Source organism: Streptomyces sp. NBC_00376 (assembly GCF_036077095.1).
In the GTDB taxonomy this organism is placed as follows: Bacteria; Actinomycetota; Actinomycetes; order Streptomycetales; family Streptomycetaceae; genus Streptomyces.
The window spans coordinates 1,132,215-1,149,315 of the sequence record NZ_CP107960.1 but is presented as its reverse complement, the minus strand read 5'-3'; the positions used below and the strand labels follow the sequence as shown (position 1 = coordinate 1,149,315).

Here is a 17,101-nt window from a genome sequence, read left to right as displayed (position 1 = left end):
ACGCGCTGAGCCACAGTGGCATGCAGGGCTACGCGGATGCTCCGGGCCACGATGCCGAGCCGGGCCCCGGCGACCCCGGTGGCCCCACGGGCTCCGAGGGGTTTCCCGTCGCGCTCAAGGTGCTGGTGGCGGGCGGGTTCGGGGTCGGCAAGACGACGTTCGTCGGCGCGGTCAGCGAAATCGCACCGCTCAGCACGGAAGAGCTGCTGACCCAGGTCAGCGCCGCCACCGACAGCCTCGAAGGCATCGAGTCCAAGACCGCGACCACCGTGGCGATGGACTTCGGCCGCATCACCCTCGACGAGCAGCATGTGCTCTACCTGTTCGGCACCCCCGGCCAGGAACGCTTCTGGTTCATGTGGGACGAACTCTCCCAGGGAGCGCTGGGAGCGGTCGTGATCGCGGACACCCGCAGGCTCGCGGAGTGCTTCGCCGCCGTCGACTTCTTCGAGCGGCGCGGCATCGGATTCATCGTCGCGGTGAACGAGTTCGACGGCGCCTACCGCTACGCGCCCGAGGAGATCCGGGCCGCACTCGACCTGGGCCCGAACGTACCGGTGGTGCTCTGCGACGCCAGGATCGCCAGCTCGGGCACCGGAGCCCTGGTCACACTGGTCCAGCACCTGATCAACGCCACCTCGGCCCCGGCCCCGTTGACCGGCTTCGGAGCCCACCCGTGATCCGGGACACCACCGGCCGCATGCTGCTCACGCCCGTCGACGGCGACGCCCTCGTCCGTACCCAGCGGCTGAGGACGCTCGGGCTCGGCGAGCGCCCCGACGCGTCGTTCGACAACTTCGACGCCTTTGCCGACCGGGTGGCCGAGGTGACCGAAGTGCCCTTCTCGATGGTCAACTTCATCGACGGCAACCGGCAGTTCTTCGCCGGGCTGCACACTCCGGGCGGCGCCCACAAGGGCTCCGACCTGGGCGCCGCGGCCGCGCGCAGCAGCCGCAGCGGCCGGTACGTGGCGCTCGACCGCGGCTACTGCCCGCATGTCGTCGTACGGCGCAAGGCGCTCGTCCTGGAGGACGTCTGCGACTACCCGCGCTTCGCCGGCAATCCGGTGGTCGACGAGATAGGCATCCGTTCCTATCTGGGCGCACCCCTGATCGACCGCACGGGGGTCGCCCTGGGTGCAGTCTGCGCGGTCGACACCGTGCCCCGCCCGTGGGGCAGGGCGGGGCTCGACACGATCAAGTCCCTGGCCATGGAACTCGTAGTCCACATCGACCAGCGGGAGGGCAACGGCATCGGAATCTGACTCCGGCAGCGGTCAGACCTCGACCGTCGTACCGTCCAGGAACGTCAGCACCACCGAGTCCGCACCCGCACGCACCCGAACCGCGTCGCGCAGCGCCTCCGGATGCACGGCGTCCCGGGACAGGGCGACCAGCGAGACATGGATGCTCCGCCCGCCCGGGTGCGGCCCGCTGCGGAGGTACGGAATCGCCGAGTGCGGGCCGTACGCGTTCGACTGGACATCACGTGCCACGGCTGCCCCTTCGATGCCGCCGTCCCAGCCGTGCAGCCCGATCAGGACACTGCTCAGACCCTCGGCCGTACGGGCGAGTGCCCAGTCGGGACCCGACAGGGCGAACGGGCGCTCCGCATGGGCGACCGCGTGACCGCCCTCCCGCACCACCACGCCCTCGGGCGCCTCGACCCGGTGCACCCGGAACTCCCACGGGCCGTGCAGCACACTCGTCGTCTCGATCCGGTACGGGTGATCGTCACCGGGCAGCCGGGCCGCGTACCACGAGGCGGCGACGCGATCCTCGCAGCGCAACGGATGGATCCGGCGGCGCAGTGACGGGGTGCCGTCCGGTGCCAGGAGCGCCAGATGGCCGTCGATGGAGCGGGCCACGGCGTGCGGGGCGGCCTCGGGCGCCGTCGCCGTCGAGTAGGCGAACCGGGCGTAGTGCGGATCTCCGGTGCCCTCGGACGGGTCGGCCGACTCGTCGTACGGCGGGTTGTGGTCGCTGCCGTGGTTGATCAGCCGGACGACGCCGTCGTCACGGGTGCCGTGCAGCAGCCAGCCGACGGCGGGCAACGCGGTGTACTGGTCCGACTCCTCGACGGGCAGCGGGAGTTCGCGCGCCGTCCACACGTCGTGGTCGGCCGGCATCAGCAGCCCGAGGAAGCCCTTGCTCGCCCAGTACGGCGAAGCGGGGCCGGAGTACGGCTGGGTGCTCGGCAGGAACGTGTCGTACCAGCCGAGCGTCAGCAGCCCCCGCTCGTCCGGCACACCGCGCTCCGCGAAGTGCCGCATCGTGCCCGAGGCGAGCCGGCGGGTGAGCCCCGGCGCCAGCGGGGTGCAGTCGGCCAGCGCCCCCATCCACACCGGTGCCAGCGCGGCGAACCGGTAGGTCAGCGAACGGCCCTGGTGGACCGGCGCGCCGTCGGAGCCGAAGAAGTGCTGATAGTCCTCCAGGAACCGGCTCAGCCGCTGCCGGTAGACCTCGGTCCTGCCGCCGTCGTCGGCACCTGCCATCCGCGACCACAGCAGCGGGTACAGATGCATCGCCCAGCCGATGTAGTAGTCGAAGTTCCGGCCGTCCCCGTCGGTGTACCAGCCGTCACCGACGTACCAGTCCTCGATCCTGTCCAGGTTCGACTCGATGTCGGAGCGGCTGTACGGCGCGCCGACCGAGGCGAGGAACTGCTCGGACACCACCTGGAAGAGCCGCCAGTTGTTGTCCCAGGTCCGCCCGCCGACGAACCCGGAGAACCAGTCGACGACCCGCTCCTGCACCCGGGCATCGAGCCGGTCCCAGATCCACGGCCGGGTCTCGTGCAGCGCCACCGCGACCGACGCCGCCTCCACCATCTGCTGCGAACAGTCCGTCAGCCTCGGCCACGCCTCCCCGCTCCCGGGGTCCGTGCCCGCGGCCAGCCCCGCCGTGTACCGCTCGATCAGCGCGGGGTCCACCGCCCCGCCCGCGCCCGCGATCCGGCAGGCGGCGAGCAGGAACGACCGGGCGAACCCTTCGAGACCGTCCGAGACGACCCCCGACCAGCTGCCGCGGCCGGGCAGCCGGTACTGGGCGAAGCCGGGCGTCGCGTACGGCACCAGCGCATCCAGCATCCGGTCGGCGGTCGCCTCCCAGTGCGCCCGGGTCCAGCCGGTTCGTGACGACAGGAGCCGGTCGGGCGGCGGCAGTTGCAGATGCGGTGCGACGGACATGGTGGTGCTGCTCCTCGGGGGTGATGCTCGGGGTGGGTTACTGGACGAGTTCGGCTCGGTGGGTGTGGCCGCGTGAGCCGCCGACGGCGACGGTGAGCACGGGCCTGCGGCCCGGGACAAGAGTCACCGAACCATCGGCCCGCGCCACCGACCGCACGGGGAAGGGGAGTTCGACCGTGAGCGTGGTGAGAGTCCGGCCCGGGTCGGCGACCGCGACCCGGACCTGTCCGCCCTGGCGCAGCACCAGCACCGACGCCGGGCCCGAAGCGGTGATCCCGGCGGTCGTTCCGGCGCCCCAGAAGTTCACCGCGGTCAGCCCGGCCCGGCGCACCTCCACGGCCTGCGCGGTGGTGTCGTTGGCCACGATCCGGACCGGCCGGGACCGCGACCACACCGCGGTCGTCGCGGCCGACGCGCCCGGCAGCAGCACATAGGCGTAGTGGGCGTCGGCGGGGGAAGGGCCGTGGTCCGTCCAGAGCGTCAGGTAGCGGCGGGTGACGGGGTCGGTGCTGCCGCCCGTGTCCGCACCCGTGTCGATGGCCCGCCAGGTGCCGGTGCGCTCCTCACGCAGGGCACGCAGGGCGGTTCCATCCGGGAACACATAGCTGCCCACCGAGTCGACATGCGCCCACCGGGCCCGGCCGAACTCGCCGCTCCAGCCCTGCTCGACGGGGAGGCGGACGCCGTCGACCAGCAGCCGGTGGCGTCCGTCCGTACCCAGGTTGCGGTTCTCGACGATCGTCTCGACCGGCCGGCCGTCGCTCGCCGTGATGCCCGCGCCGAGCGCGATCACCGCGTTGTCGAGCAGGAACCACGACTTCCTGGACCGCAGGGTGGTGCCCTGGGCGCCGATCACCTCCATCGCGGCGGCCCCGTACCGGCCGTCCAGCACGGCACCGCCCGCGACGGTGTTGGCCGGTCGGTAGGTGGACGTACCCGCGCCGGTGCCGAGGTCGGTCCGCGGCCGGGTATCGACCGTGGTGCCGGGGAGGCGGTACGGATCGACGGTGGGCCAGAAGCCGTCGTTGAACTGCCCGAGGTCGTCGCCGTCGTACAGATACGTCATGCCGTCGCCGGTGTACCAGCCGTGCAGGTTCTCGCCGTTGCCCGCCTCGTACGCCGAGATCCGCTTCGACGACAGCGAGAGCGCGCAGGCCCAGCCGGGGCGGCGGTGCACGACGCGGTCCATGTCCGCGAAGACATGGCTGCCCGTGGAGCGCGGTCCGGCCGGCACGGAGTCGTCGTTCAGGACGGCCTTGGCCAGAGCGAGTTGGGGGATGGCCGCGAGCCCCTCGAAGGGGGTGGTGCGGTTGCGGGTCAGCCATCCCTTGACCAGTGGCCGCCAGCGCGTCGCGTACTCGGCGGGCGCGCCGGACGCCAGCAGCAGGATCGCCGCCAGGGCCGTCGCACCGTCGCGGTGGTCACCGGCGCGCTCCCGGGAGATCGCCCGGCCGCGCACCGAATCCATCATCAGCCCGTCGAAGATCACCGGGGCGAAGGTCCGCTCCACGGCGTCGTACATCACCGACACCTTCGGGTCGGCCACCGTCCACTCGGAGCCCGCCAGCAGAGCGAGCAGATACGCCGTGCCGCCCAGCAGTACGACGCCGTACGAACCGGTGTAGGCCACCACGTCGTGCTGGACGAACGAGCCGTCCTCGTAGAAGCCGTCACCCGAACTCGTGTACCGGAAAAGGCTGTTGCGGCCCGAGTCGCGTACGTCGGAGAGCGCGTCGCGGGCCGAGAAGAGCTTGGCGGGGTCCTGCCCCAGGAGCCCGCGCAGCGCGACGATGACCGCCTTGTCGGTGCGGTTCGCCCCGGTCTCGGAGAGCGTGGGGGAGTTGGTGCGGCGGTCCGCGTCCGGGCAGAACCGGTCGACGACCGCCAGATAGTCGGCCAGGTCGGCTGGCGGAAGCCGGTCGCGCAGGATGACGGAGCAGTCCATCAGCGCACGCGGGGCGCCGATCTCCCAGAACCACCAGTTGCCGGTCTCGCGCCTGGCCGGGTTGTACGCGGTGTCGTGGGTGAAGCGCAGCGCGGCGACGAGGGCGTCCGCCACCTGAGTGGACCCGGCGAGGGAGGTGCCCGTGGTGGCCCAGGCGGTCGCGACGGTGCGCAGCCGGGTGTAGCTCTGGCCGAAGTTGCCCGGGTCGGTGAGCGGTGCGAGGTCCGGCCAGAGCGCGGTGCGGCCCGCGCTGCGGTCGAGGCTGTCCCACAGTTCCGCGGCCGTGGTGTCCAGGGCCGCGACGGCGGTGGAGAAGTCGGGGTCGGCCGGGTCGAATCCGCTGCCCGTGAGCAGGGATTCGGCCCGCTGGAGCAGTGTGACGAAGCCGGCGGTGGGTGCGGCTGCGGCTCCGCCGGATGCTTCCGCGACGGGCGAGGCGTGTGCCGCGCCGGCCGGGGTCATGAGGGCGACGGCGGTGGCGCTGCTCGCCGCGAGCAGAGTGCGTCTGCTCAGGTTCACGGTGAACTCCCTTGTTTCAGCGGTCAGTCGGCCAGCGTGGACGGGTCGACGGGCGGCTTCGGAAGGTTCAGTGCGGCCAGCTCGGCCCGGCCCGTGGCGTCGATCGGGAACGCCCAGGTGTTCACGAAGAAGTCCGTGAGGTCGTAGCCCGCGACACGGCTGGAGTAGGTGGCGAGGGCCCGGTAGCGCTTGTCGTTCTCGGTGTAGTCGGACTGCGGGTTCTCCTCGCGGACCAGCTTGTGCATCCGGGGCCAGAAGTCGTCGCCGAACGCCAGCTCCAGCTGACGCAGCGGGACGAGCTTCTCGTACGCGCCGAAGGACTTCTCGTACGTCAGCCCGGCCGTGCCGAACTTCAGCCGCGCCGACTCGAAGTAGGTGAGACCCGTCTTCGGGTCGACGGTGAGGAGGTTGGACGGCTGCTGCAGGGTGCGCTGCGCGGCCAGCGAGTAGATGTTGACCGTGACCTCGGTCAGGCCGCCGGGCTTGTACGCCATCTGCTGGTGGAGATGGCCGAGTTCGTGGTAGAGCCCCCAGCCCCGGGTCCGCAGCCCCTCCACGGTCGTGGCCCGGTCCAGGTAGGCGCGAGGGAAGCCGTTGTAGCCATGGGTGGCGTAGGCGCCGACACCGCTGGGCACCTTGCTGACCTCGGTGAAGTGGTACGGCCCGGCCTTGCGCCGGTGTACCGGCTTCGAGCCGTCGAGACCGCTGATCCGGGCGTGGGAGTCGATGATCGTCTCGACCAGCCCGAGCAGTGCGGAGTGGTCCTCGCCGCGGTACAGCAGCGCACCTTCGCGAGTGAGCGTCATGATGGTGTTCGGCGCGTGCAGTTCGACGTACGGCGAGGTGGTGAGGGTGTCCAGCTGGCGCTGGTAGTCGGCCTCGGAGGTGCGGCCCAGGCTGAAGACCGGCATGGGGACGGCACCGGAGCGGAACAGCACACCGGCCTGCTCGCCGCGGCCCGTCAGGGTGAGGTAGACCGGCCCGCCGTGCGGGTCCGTGACGGTGTTGGCCCCCGCGGTCAGCGGATAGCTGCGCGGCTCGGTGATCTCGCCGTAGTAGTCCCAGGCGCCGATCCAGAGGGTGGGCAGCAGATCGTCGTGCGGCTGGACGGTGAGGGAGAGCGGGGTGCCGGCCGGGACGTACAGGCCGGTGGGCTGGAACTCCGAGCCGCGCAGGGCCTGGCCGAGCCGCAGCCGCTCGGCCTCGGCGGCGGGCCGGGCGGTCAGGGTCAGCTTGACCGGTTGGCCGGCCGCCCGCTCCGTGGCGGTGCCGGACGTGGCGGCCCGAGCCGTTCCGGTCGCGGCGCCGAGTGCGAGGGCCGCCCCGGCCGCGGCGGCCGCGGCGAGAACGGAACGCCGGCCGACGGGGGAGGAGGCGGCGGAAGAAGTGGTGGCGGAGCCGGCGGGGTCTGTGGGCATGCGCATGCGGAACTCCCTGCGGAAACGAGTGAGGGCGGAAGCGTGCGGAACGGTGCTGCTCGGCGCCAGCATGTAAGCGGTTGCTATGGGAGGCAAGGGGTGACAAGAAGTTACTGTTATTTTCTATGGCCAACTGCGGACAGGCGGGAAGTAACCGGTCACATCCCGGCGGAACGGCCGGGCCTCGGCGCGACGGAATCTCGTACCACGATGTGGGTGCCGAGCCGCAGCGCGCCCGTGGTGGGTTCGCGCCAGTCGTCCTCGTCCCCGCTGTTCACGGCGAGCCGTACCGCCTGACGCCCCATCTCCTCCAGCGGGACATGGACGGTGGTCAGCCGCGGTCGCAGCTCCTGGGCCACCGGAATGTCGTCGTACCCCACCAGGGACACGTCCTTCGGTACTCGGATCCCGGCCTCCTCCAGTGCCTGGGCCGCGCCCGCCGCCACCATGTCGTTGGCGGCGAAGACAGCGGTGAAGTCGGGCCCGTCCCGCAGCGCTTCGGCCATCATCCGGTAGCCGAAGTTACGGCTGAAGGCGCCGGGCCGGACCAGGTCGGGGTCCGGTGCGATGCCGCGCAGCCGCAGCGCCCGCTGGTGACCGGCGAGCCGGTCGCGGGTGGTGGAGAGCTTGGGCGGGCCACCGAGGTAGAGGATCCGTTCGTGCCCCTGCATCAGCAGATGGTCGGTGATGGCGAAGGCGCCGCCCTCGTTGTCGTACTCGACCGCGACGGTCGGGGCCTGCTCGCTCAGCGGCGGCCTGCCGCACAGCACCAGCTTCGATCCGCCCGCGTCCAGCTCGCGCGCCCTGCGGGCCAGTTCGCTGGTGTAGCCGCGGTCCGCGATGGAGCCGCCGACCACGACCACCGCGTCCGCCCGGCGCTCGTGCATCAGATCGATGAAGGCCAGCTCCCGCTGCGGGTCGCCCTGGGTGCAGCAGACCAGACAGAGCCGTCCGCCGAGCGCGGCCTCCCGCTCCACACCGCGCGCGATGTACGCGTAGAACGGGTCGATGACCTCGTTGACGATGATCCCGACGGTGCGGTTGGAGACGCCGGCCAGGGCGCGGGCGTGGGCGTTGACGACATAGCCCAGCTCGCGCATCGCGGACTCGACCCGCTCCCGAGTCGCCTCGGCGACCGGGTAGTTGCGGTTCAGTACGCGGGAGACGGTGGCCGTCGAGACGCCTGCGCGCCGTGCGACGTCGGTGACCGTCGCCCGCCGTTGTCCGTCCCCGGCCGTGCTCTGCCGGCGCATCCGGCTCACCCCCTGGTGGCTGTTGTGTGACGACGAGCCTAGAGCCTGTGCGGGGGAGGGGCTCACGCGATCCTCCCCAGATCGGCCCGTTGCACAGGGTGGTCGAACGGTGTGCCTTGCGCGTACCGGACCAGTTCGTCGACCGCGAGTGCTCCCAGTCGGCCGACCTCGTTGCCCTGGGCGCCGGCCAGGTGCGGGGTGAGGAAGACGTTCGGCAGGTCCCACAGGGGGTGGCCGTCCGGCAGTGGCTCGGGCGAAGTCACGTCGAGGACCGCGTCCAGCCGCCCGCTGACCAGGTGCGCGGTCAGCGCCTCGGTGTCCACCAGCGGGCCGCGCGAGGTGTTGACGAGCAGGGTGCCGGGGCGCATCAGGCCGATCCTGCGGGCGTCGATGATGCCGCGGGTCTCCGGGGTGTCGGGGGCGTGGACGGTCACCACGTCGCTGGTCGCCACCAGGGTGTCGAGGTCGGTCGGGGTGACGCCGAGCAGTTCCGCCTCGGCCGCACTGACATAGGGGTCGTAGAGCAGCACCTCCACGTCGAGGACCCGCAGGAGTTCGATGACCCGCCGGCCGATCCGGGAGGCCCCGACGACGCCGATGGTCAGCCCGTGCGTGCCGAGCCAGTGCTGGCGGTCGAGGTCGGCGCCGGTGCGGTGGGTGCGCCGGGTGCGGAAGAGCCCGGCCAGCGGGAAGACCCGCTTGGCGCCCATGATGATCGCCGCCAGGGTGTACTCGGCGACGGGTACGGCGTTGGCGGCGGCGGCCGACGAGACGACGATCCCGCGATCGAACGCAACCGGGGACAGAAACGTTTTCACCGTGCCGGCCGCATGGATCACGGCCCGCAGCGCGGGCGCCCGGTCCAGCAGCGCGGCATCGACGGGCGGGCAGCCCCAGCCGGTGAGCAGGACCTCGGCGCCACGAAGTGCCGCCGAGGCCTCCGGGGAGTCGAACTCGCTGATCACGGAAGGATTTAGCAGCTCGGCGGTCTCCTCCAGACGGGCCCGCACCGGTGGCGGAAAGACATCGTCCAGCAGTCCGGGGCTCATGACCAGGAGCGTGCGCGGCCGTCGCGGGGACGGTGCCGCGGCATCGCTACCGGAATGCGCCGGTGCCTCTTCGGTGGTTCGCACCCTGCCTCCGGACAGTAATCGCGTTCTATGGAATGACCGGCACGCTAAGGAGCGTGATGGCCGACCGTCAAGCTCTCTCCAGCCTCAACTGTCCAATTCACTAGCATATTTACTGGTTCGAGGTGACGGATTCGGCCACCGGGGCATCGCGACTCAACGACTTTTTCCTGGATCTCTTGACGCTTGGGTTAACCGCTTACTAACTTGCGGCCCCAGAAGGCCCACCACGCGCCACACCAGCCGAACAGGACGCACCATGGCTGAAACAGCACCCCCGTTGCCGCGGGAAAAGCGGCGGCAGAAGGCTGAAGCACCCTCCCCGCCCGCTGCCGGGGCCGTTGTCGCACAGCGCCGGCTGAGCCTCTGGCAGCGGATCAAGCGGGACCGGGTGATGCTGCTGCTCACCCTGCCCGGCCTGCTGTACTTCATCGTCTTCCACTACGTACCGCTGCTCGGCTATGTCGTGGCGTTCCAGGACTACCAGCCGTACCTCGGCTACATGCACAGCGTCTGGGTGGGGTTCGCCAACTTCACCGCGGCGTTCAGCGAGCCGGCCTTCTGGTCCGCGACGTTCAACACCCTGGAGATCGCCCTCGTCCAGCTGGTGTTCTTCTTCCCGATCCCGATCGCCCTGGCGCTGCTGCTCAACAGCATCGCCAGCGACCGGATCAGGCGCTTCGTGCAGAGCGTCGTCTATCTGCCGCACTTCATCGGCTGGGTCATCATCGTCTCGATCTTCCAGCAGATCCTGGGCGGTGCCGGGCTCCTGCCCGACGTCCTGGGCGGAATGGGGCTGCCGCGCTACGACATGATGAGCGACCCCGACGCCTTCCCCTGGCTGCTGACCCTCCAGGTGGCCTGGAAGGACGCCGGCTGGGGCACGATCATCATCCTCGCCGCGCTGCTGAACATCGACAAGCAGCAGTACGAGGCCGCCGCCATCGACGGTGCCGGACCGCGCCGCCGCCTGTGGCACGTGACCCTGCCGGGCATCGCCCCCGTACTCATCCTGCTGCTGATCCTCAACCTCGGGCAGATCCTCTCCGTCGGCTTCGAGCAGATCCTGCTCCAGCGCGACGCGGTCGGCCCGGACGCCGGTGAGGTCCTCGACACCTACGTCTACTACCACGGCATCAAGGACAACGACTGGGGCGTAGCCGCCGCCGTCGGACTCGTCAAGGCGGTCATCGGCACCGCACTCGTCCTGGGCGCGAACAAGTTCGCCCACCGACTCGGCCACGAAGGGGTGTACCGCGGTGCTGACCGCTGAGAAGACGCGCGCCACGACGGAATCCACCGCACCGGCGCCCCGCCCCGCACCCGCCGGGAAGTCCGACGGCCGGCCCCCGTGGATGGAACGGCCGACCCGCATCGGGCAGACCGCCAAGGCGATAGCCATCGTCGTGGTCGTCCTCGCCGTCGCCTACCCGCTGGTCGGCGTCATCGGCACGAGCTTCGCCTCGCAGACCGACATCATCAAGAGCTCCGGTCTCGTCCTGTGGCCGGACCACCCCACCCTGGACGCCTACCGCACCATCTTCACCGGCGGAGTCGTCACCCGCGCGCTGATCGTCTCCGTGGGCATCACGGTCCTCGGCACCCTCGCCAGCCTCCTGGTCACCGTCGGCATGGCGTACGGACTCTCCCGCCGCGACGTCACCGGCTCCCGCTTCATCCTGATGACGGCCCTGTTCACGATGCTCTTCAACGCGGGCATCATCCCGAACTTCCTGCTGGTCAAGGGGCTCGGCCTGTACGACACCTACGCGGCGCTCGTCATGCCCACCCTGGTCAGCGCGTTCAACCTGGTCGTCCTGCGCTCCTTCTTCATGAACCTGCCCGAGGAGCTGTACGACGCGGCGAAGGTCGACGGCGCGGGCGACTTCCGAGTGCTGGTGCGGATCGTCCTGCCGCTGTCCAAGGCCGTCCTCGCCGTGATCAGCCTCTTCTACGCGGTGACGTACTGGAACGCCTTCTTCAACGCGCTCCTGTACCTCAACGACTCCGACAAATGGCCGCTGCCGATGGTGCTGCGCACCTACGTGCTCCAGGGCCAGAGCCTGAACGCCGCCTCCGCCGGCGAGGTGCTCGCCCCGCAGCAGGCCGTGCAGATGGCGGTCCTGGTGATCGCCGTCGTACCGATCCTCTGCGTCTACCCGTTCCTCCAGCGCTACTTCACCAAGGGCGTGCTCACCGGCGCCGTCAAGGGCTGAAAAACCGCCCGACGGCTCTGAGCACAACCGCCGCCCCCCACTCCTTCCTTCCCCTCTCTCAAGGAGATTCAGGTGTCGAGCTCCACCCCCATCAACCGCAGAGCGCTGTTCCGCATGGGTGCGGGCGTCGGTCTGGGACTGGCCGCCGCCCCGCTGCTCGCCGCCTGCGGCGACGGCGGCACGACCGCGAAGGCAGAGGCCAAGAGCGCCTCGTTGCTGCCCAGCACCGCGGTTCGCAACATCGGCCTCAACCCCGACCTGGCGGGCACCGCGGCCGGCGTTCCGCAGGGCTACTTCAGCTACCCGGCCAAGCCGCTGCGCGCCACGAAGGGCACCCCGCTCAAGGGGGCGAAGCCGATCAGCGCGACGATGGAGACCTTCTCCCCGCCGCCTCCCTCGCGCGGCAGCAACGCCGCCTGGCAGGAGATCGAGAAGCTTCTCGGCGGCCAGGTGAACATCACCGCCGTCCCCGCCGACGACTACGGCACCAAGTTCTCCACCATGGTCGCCAGCGACAGCCTGCCCGACATCTTCATGTATCCCGAGACCGGAGGCGTCGACAACAAGGCCGCCTTCCTCCAGGCCAAGTGTGCCGATCTGACCCCGTACCTCGCCGGGGACAAGGTCAAGAACTACCCGAACCTGGCGGCGATCCCGAAGGCCGCCTGGCAGGCCGCGATCTTCGGCGGGAAGCTCTACGGCATCCCGATCGCCAGGACCGGCACCGGTGGCGCGGGCTTCTACCGCCACGACCTGTTCGAGGAAGTCGGCGTCACCAGCCTGGACCAGATCACCGACCTCGACCGTCTCGTCGAGGTCTGCAAGGAACTGACCCGGCCCAAGAAGGACCAGTACGCCATCATCGCGGGCGCCACCAGCATGCTCGCCATGTCCGCGGGGGCGCCCAGCATCTGGCGGCTGGACGAGAAGACCGGCAAGTTCACCCTGGACCTGGAGACCCCGGAGTACCGCAAGGCGGTGGAGACCGCCCGGCTGCTGTACAAGGCCGGCTGCTACTACCCGGGCACCCTCCAGATGTCCGGGGCGCAGAAGGCCCAGTACACGGACATGTTCAAGAACGGCAAGGGCGCCTACGTCCTCGACGGCATGCCCAGCTACCTGGCGCCCGGAGTCGGTTACGTCGCCGCCATGAAGGCGATCGACAAGAAGTACGACCCGCGCCCGTTCGTGCCGGTCGGCAAGGACGCCGTCGCCTGGATGGACAACGTCTCGCTCCAGAACACCCACATCAAGAAGGCGTCCGGGGACCGCGTCAAGGAGATCCTGGCCCTCGCCGACTTCGCCGCGTCCCCGTTCGGCAGCCAGGAGTACACGCTCATCAACTACGGCGTGGAGGGCAAGGACTTCACCCGCGACGCCAAGGGCAACCCGGCGCTCACCAAGCAGGGCACCCAGGACGTCACCGTGCCCTGGAAGTTCATGGCCTCCGCCGTCCCGGCCATCTTCAGCGCCGACTCGGAGCAGGGTGTCCGGCACGTCCACGACACCTTCAGCAAGATGATCCCGATGCTGGTGCCGGACCCGGTGCTTCAGTACTCCTCGCCCACCTGGGACTCCAAGGGCACCGGCAGCCTCAACACGCTGAAGGGCGACGGGCTGAAGGACATCATCGCCGGCCGCAAGCCCATGTCCGCCTACGACCAGCTCCTCAAGGACTACCTGGCCAAGGGCGGCGAGCAGGCCCGCGGCGAGTTCGAGGAAGCCTTCCAGAAGGGGAAGAAGTGACGACGCGACGCTCGGCCCTGAAGCTCGGCGGTGCGGCGGTCGCCGCAGCCGTCGCCGTACCCGCACTCGGTTCGACCGCCCTCGCACAGCCGCACGGCTTCGACCCGAAGCCAGGCTCCGACGGCGTCGGCGACCCGCTCTTCCCGACCCTCGGCAACGGCGGCTACCAGGTCGTCCACTACGACCTGACCTTCGACTTCACCCCGGTCACCTACGACTTCACCGCCGTGGTGCGGATCAACGCCAAGGCCACCCAGGACCTCTCCGCGTTCAACCTGGACACCGACGGCCACACCATCGACTCCGTCACCGTCGCCGGCCGCCCCGCGACCTGGGCGCTCGCGCCCGGCAAGAGCGGGCAGGAACTCACCGTCACTCCCGACCGACCGCTCCACAACGGCCAGGCGTTCACCGCCGAGGTCCGCTACCGGGGCAACGGCAAGGCACCCCGACTCGGCCTGACCGGCTGGAAGTTCGGCACGGACGGCGGCTTCGCCTCCGCCGCCCAGTCCTCCCGTGCCGACACCTTCCTGCCCTGCAACGACACCCCGTCCGACAAGGCGACGTGGACCTTCCACATCAGCGCCCCGCAGGGCTATGTCGCCGCCGCCAACGGCGAGCTCCTCCACAAGACCCCGCGCAGCGACGGCTCCACCGTCTGGCACTTCGCCCTGCGCGAGCGCATGGCGACCGAACTCATCGGCATCGCCGTCGTCAAGGGCACCTACCTCTACGGCACCAGCCACCGCGGACTCCCGCTGCGCCACATCGTCCCCCAGGGCCAGGAGGACAAGTACGGGCCGATCGTCGCCCGTACCGCAGACCATCTGGCGTGGCTGGAGGCCAAGTTCGGCCGCTACCCGTTCTCCGTCTACGGCGTGCACATCTACGACGGCTACACCGACGCCCTGGAGAACCAGACCCTCTCCCTGTTCTCCACCAACTGGTTCAAGCTCAACGCCAACGGCCAGCCCGGCTACGAGACCACGATGGTCCACGAACTGGTCCACCAGTGGTTCGGCGACTCCGTCACCCCCGACGACTGGCAGCAGGCATGGCTCAACGAGGGCCCCGCCGTGTACTACGCCGGTCTGTACGGCGAGGAGCGCGGCTGGTCGGTCTTCGAGGACAAGATGAAGGCGACGTACGAGAAGCTCGACGCGGTCCGCGCCGCCGACGGCCCGCCCGGACTGCCCAAGGCGCTCGGCGGCACCAACATCTACGACGGCGGCGCCCTCGTCCTGTACGCCCTCAGCCTCCGGATCGGTCAACGGAAGTTCGACCGGGTCATGCGCGAGTGGGTGAAGCGCTTCAAGGACTCCACGTACACCAGCGAGGCCTTCATCCGGCACACCGTCGACGTCACCGGCGACAAGTCCCTCGACCCGTTCCTGCGCGACTGGCTCTTCGGAGCCGTGAACCCGCCCATGCCCGGCCACCCCGACTGGAAGGCCACCGCGTGAACCGCCACTCCCTGAACGTCGTACGAGGAATCGCCGCTGCCGCCTCCGCCGCCTTCCTGGCCGCACTGCTCGTCGCCCCCACCGCCCAGGCCGCACCCGGTGCCCGCACCCTGTACGCGGCCCCGGACGGACACGGCACCTCCTGTACGGTCGCCCGCCCCTGCACCCCCGAGGGCGCCCGCGACCGGGCCCGCACCGACGCCGGCCACGACGTCCGCGTACTCCTGAAGAACGGCACGTACCAGCTCGACCAGCCCCTGCGGCTCGGCGCCGCCGACTCCGGGAAGGACGGCCACACCGTCACCTGGAGCGCGGCGCCCGGCGCCCGCCCCGTCCTCTCCGGCGGACAGGACATCACCGGCTGGCAGCAGAACACCGACGGCACCTGGACCGCCGAGGTCCCGTCCGGCGTCACCCCGCGCCAGCTCTTCGTCGACGGCAGGCGTGCCACCCGCGCCCGCGGCGAGGCCTGCGCGGCGAGCACCTGCGACGCCACGAAGACCGGCATGACCGGTGCGGTCGCCACGGGCATCGCCGACTGGCAGCGTCCCACCGACGCCGAAGCCGTCATCCGGGTCCGCTGGCGCAACTACCACTGCCGGATCACGGCCGTGAACGGCGATGTCATGACCTTCGCCCGGCCCTGCTGGACCAACTCGGCGAGCGGCACGAACCGCACCGGCCCCGCCTGGGACTCCACCACGGTCGACTCCACCCGCTACAGCGGCGTCGCCTTCTTCGAGAACGCCCCCGAACTTCTCGACCAGCCTGGCGAGTTCGTCTGGAACTCGAAGGACCGCACCGTCACCTACCTGCCGCGCAAGGGCGAGAACATGCGCCACGCGCGGGCCGTCACCCCGCACACCGAACAGCTGCTCGTCGTCGACGGCGCCCATGACATCACCGTCAGCGGGATCGGCTTCGCGTACGCGGCGTACCGGCAGCCCGGGACCGACGAGGGCTACGCGGGCATGCAGGCCGGCCTCACCCTGACCGGAGCCACCGGCCCCGTCGACCACGCCGGCCGCTTCTACACCAAGCCGTCCGCCGCGGTGACGGTCCGCGGCGGACAGCGCGTCAGCATCGACAACGCCCGGTTCAACCGGCTCGGCGGGGCGGGCGCGATCCTCGAAGCGGGCACCAAGGACAGCTCCGTGACCCGCTCGTCCTTCACCGACCTGTCCTCCGGCGCCGTCTACGTGGGCGACACCGAGCCCATGCCGTCGGCGGCGCTCGCGGGGGAGCGGAACACCGTCGCGTACAACACCATCACCCGCTCCGGCGTCGAGTACACCGACTCGGTGGGCATCTGGGCCGGGTACGAGGCCGGGCTGACCGTCGACCACAACAGCCTGGACCACCTCCCGTACTCCGGGATCTCGGTCGGCTGGGGCTGGAACCAGCCCGAGTCGCAGAAGTCCGTCCTGCGTGACAACAAGGTGACGGACAACCGGATCACCGACGTCATGGAGGTCGCTCAGGCGCAGCACGACGGCGGGGCGATCTACACCCAGGGCTCGCAGCCGGGCACGGTCGTCTCCGGCAACTACATCAACCGTTCCGCCTTCGGGAACACCGAGCGCGACGGCAACGGCATCTACCTCGACGAACAGTCCTCGCACATCCTCGTCGAGAAGAACGTCATCACCCGCATCGGCTACAAGTGGGTGTCGAACTGGGCGGACTACGGCATCCAGAACACCGCCCGCGGCAACTGGACCGACACCGCCGCGCCCGCCCTCGGCGGCACCGGCTCGGTCATGACGGACAACCTCACCGGCCTGGACCGGCTGCCGGCCGAGGCGCTGGCCGTCGCGCGCCGGGCAGGAGCCCACGGCGGTCCGGTCGAGCAGCTGCGCGCCGACCTGGCCCGCACCGGCACCGCCACCCAGTCCTCCACCGAGGGCACGGCGGGGGCGACACTCGCCCTGGACGGCGACACCAACACGGACACCCGCACACTGTCCGAGGCGGGCGCCTGGTGGCAGGTCGACCTGGGCGGCGAGCGGCACATCCGCCAGATCGAGATCTGGAACAACTCCTCGTCCACGACCGCCGACTTCGACGTGGTCACGGACGACGGAACGATCCACGTCAGTGGGAAGGCACTGCGCCCGACCGTCCTGGACCTGGACAGCCGCACCCGCACGGTGAAGATCGTGACGTCCGGCACCGGACGCGTGGCACTGTCCCAGGTGCTCGTCCACCCGTAGGGCCCGTACGC

The 17,101-nt window shown here is 70.4% G+C and carries 12 protein-coding genes; 7 read left to right on the top strand and 5 right to left on the bottom strand.

The features are described from left to right. Window positions 1-20 precede the first annotated feature (20 nt). On the top strand, window positions 21-680 hold the full coding sequence (locus tag OG842_RS05310; protein WP_443064055.1) for a GTP-binding protein: 660 nt from the start codon (window positions 21-23) through the stop codon (window positions 678-680). A 20-nt stretch (window positions 681-700) separates the two neighbouring features. After that, window positions 701-1,264 (top strand): GAF domain-containing protein, encoded by a 564-nt coding sequence (locus OG842_RS05305; RefSeq protein ID WP_266733442.1) that lies wholly within the window; start codon window positions 701-703, stop codon window positions 1,262-1,264. A 12-nt stretch (window positions 1,265-1,276) separates the two neighbouring features. Here the strand turns inward: OG842_RS05305 and OG842_RS05300 are convergent, their stop codons facing one another. From OG842_RS05300 to OG842_RS05280, 5 genes are all read right to left on the bottom strand, one after another. Further along, a complete protein-coding gene (locus OG842_RS05300) occupies window positions 1,277-3,187 on the bottom strand; it encodes a DUF2264 domain-containing protein (protein WP_266727868.1) in 1,911 nt (636 codons plus the stop codon). A gap of 37 nt (window positions 3,188-3,224) precedes the next feature. Next, window positions 3,225-5,594, bottom strand: coding sequence for a polysaccharide lyase 8 family protein (locus OG842_RS05295; protein WP_443064054.1), 2,370 nt, complete (start codon window positions 5,592-5,594; stop codon window positions 3,225-3,227). Between the two features lie 80 nt (window positions 5,595-5,674). Continuing rightward, entirely contained in the window at window positions 5,675-7,075 is a 1,401-nt protein-coding gene (locus OG842_RS05290) for a M60 family metallopeptidase (RefSeq protein WP_266727864.1), read from the bottom strand. A 152-nt stretch (window positions 7,076-7,227) separates the two neighbouring features. Next, entirely contained in the window at window positions 7,228-8,322 is a 1,095-nt protein-coding gene (locus tag OG842_RS05285; RefSeq protein WP_266727862.1) for a LacI family DNA-binding transcriptional regulator, read from the bottom strand. Window positions 8,323-8,384: 62 nt separating this feature from the next. After that, a complete protein-coding gene (locus OG842_RS05280; protein WP_266727861.1) occupies window positions 8,385-9,371 on the bottom strand; it encodes a hydroxyacid dehydrogenase in 987 nt (328 codons plus the stop codon). Between the two features lie 340 nt (window positions 9,372-9,711). Here OG842_RS05280 and OG842_RS05275 point away from each other — a divergent pair, with 340 nt between their 5' ends. From OG842_RS05275 to OG842_RS05255, 5 genes are all read left to right on the top strand, one after another. Next, the gene (locus OG842_RS05275) at window positions 9,712-10,725 is read left to right on the top strand and encodes an ABC transporter permease (protein ID WP_266727859.1); all 1,014 of its coding nucleotides are present in this window, start codon (window positions 9,712-9,714) and stop codon (window positions 10,723-10,725) included. 82 nt (window positions 10,726-10,807) lie between these two features. After that, the gene (locus tag OG842_RS05270; protein WP_266733441.1) at window positions 10,808-11,668 is read left to right on the top strand and encodes a carbohydrate ABC transporter permease; all 861 of its coding nucleotides are present in this window, start codon (window positions 10,808-10,810) and stop codon (window positions 11,666-11,668) included. 72 nt (window positions 11,669-11,740) lie between these two features. Further along, window positions 11,741-13,414 carry an extracellular solute-binding protein gene (locus tag OG842_RS05265; protein WP_266727857.1) on the top strand — a complete coding sequence of 558 codons (1,674 nt, stop codon included), beginning with the start codon at window positions 11,741-11,743 and terminating at the stop codon, window positions 13,412-13,414. After that, window positions 13,411-14,877 carry a M1 family metallopeptidase gene (locus OG842_RS05260; RefSeq protein WP_266727856.1) on the top strand — a complete coding sequence of 489 codons (1,467 nt, stop codon included), beginning with the start codon at window positions 13,411-13,413 and terminating at the stop codon, window positions 14,875-14,877. Before OG842_RS05265 ends, OG842_RS05260 begins: the two co-directional genes overlap by 4 nt. Next, window positions 14,874-17,090, top strand: a complete 2,217-nt coding sequence (locus OG842_RS05255) for a right-handed parallel beta-helix repeat-containing protein (protein WP_266727854.1) — start codon at window positions 14,874-14,876, stop codon at window positions 17,088-17,090. The genes OG842_RS05260 and OG842_RS05255 overlap by 4 nt, the downstream gene beginning before the upstream one ends. Window positions 17,091-17,101: the final 11 nt, after the last annotated feature.

Excerpts from the sequence above, each read along its gene's own strand:
- OG842_RS05310 (WP_443064055.1), top strand. The coding sequence starts at position 21 with ATGCAGGGCTACGCGGATGCTCCGGGCCACGATGCCGAGCCGGGCCCC.
- OG842_RS05305 (WP_266733442.1), top strand. The coding sequence starts at position 701 with ATGCTGCTCACGCCCGTCGACGGCGACGCCCTCGTCCGTACCCAGCGG.
- OG842_RS05300 (WP_266727868.1), bottom strand. The coding sequence starts at position 3,187 with ATGTCCGTCGCACCGCATCTGCAACTGCCGCCGCCCGACCGGCTCCTG.
- OG842_RS05295 (WP_443064054.1), bottom strand. The coding sequence starts at position 5,594 with ATGACCCCGGCCGGCGCGGCACACGCCTCGCCCGTCGCGGAAGCATCC.
- OG842_RS05290 (WP_266727864.1), bottom strand. The coding sequence starts at position 7,075 with ATGCGCATGCCCACAGACCCCGCCGGCTCCGCCACCACTTCTTCCGCC.
- OG842_RS05285 (WP_266727862.1), bottom strand. The coding sequence starts at position 8,322 with ATGCGCCGGCAGAGCACGGCCGGGGACGGACAACGGCGGGCGACGGTC.
- OG842_RS05280 (WP_266727861.1), bottom strand. The coding sequence starts at position 9,371 with ATGAGCCCCGGACTGCTGGACGATGTCTTTCCGCCACCGGTGCGGGCC.
- OG842_RS05275 (WP_266727859.1), top strand. The coding sequence starts at position 9,712 with ATGGCTGAAACAGCACCCCCGTTGCCGCGGGAAAAGCGGCGGCAGAAG.
- OG842_RS05270 (WP_266733441.1), top strand. The coding sequence starts at position 10,808 with ATGGAACGGCCGACCCGCATCGGGCAGACCGCCAAGGCGATAGCCATC.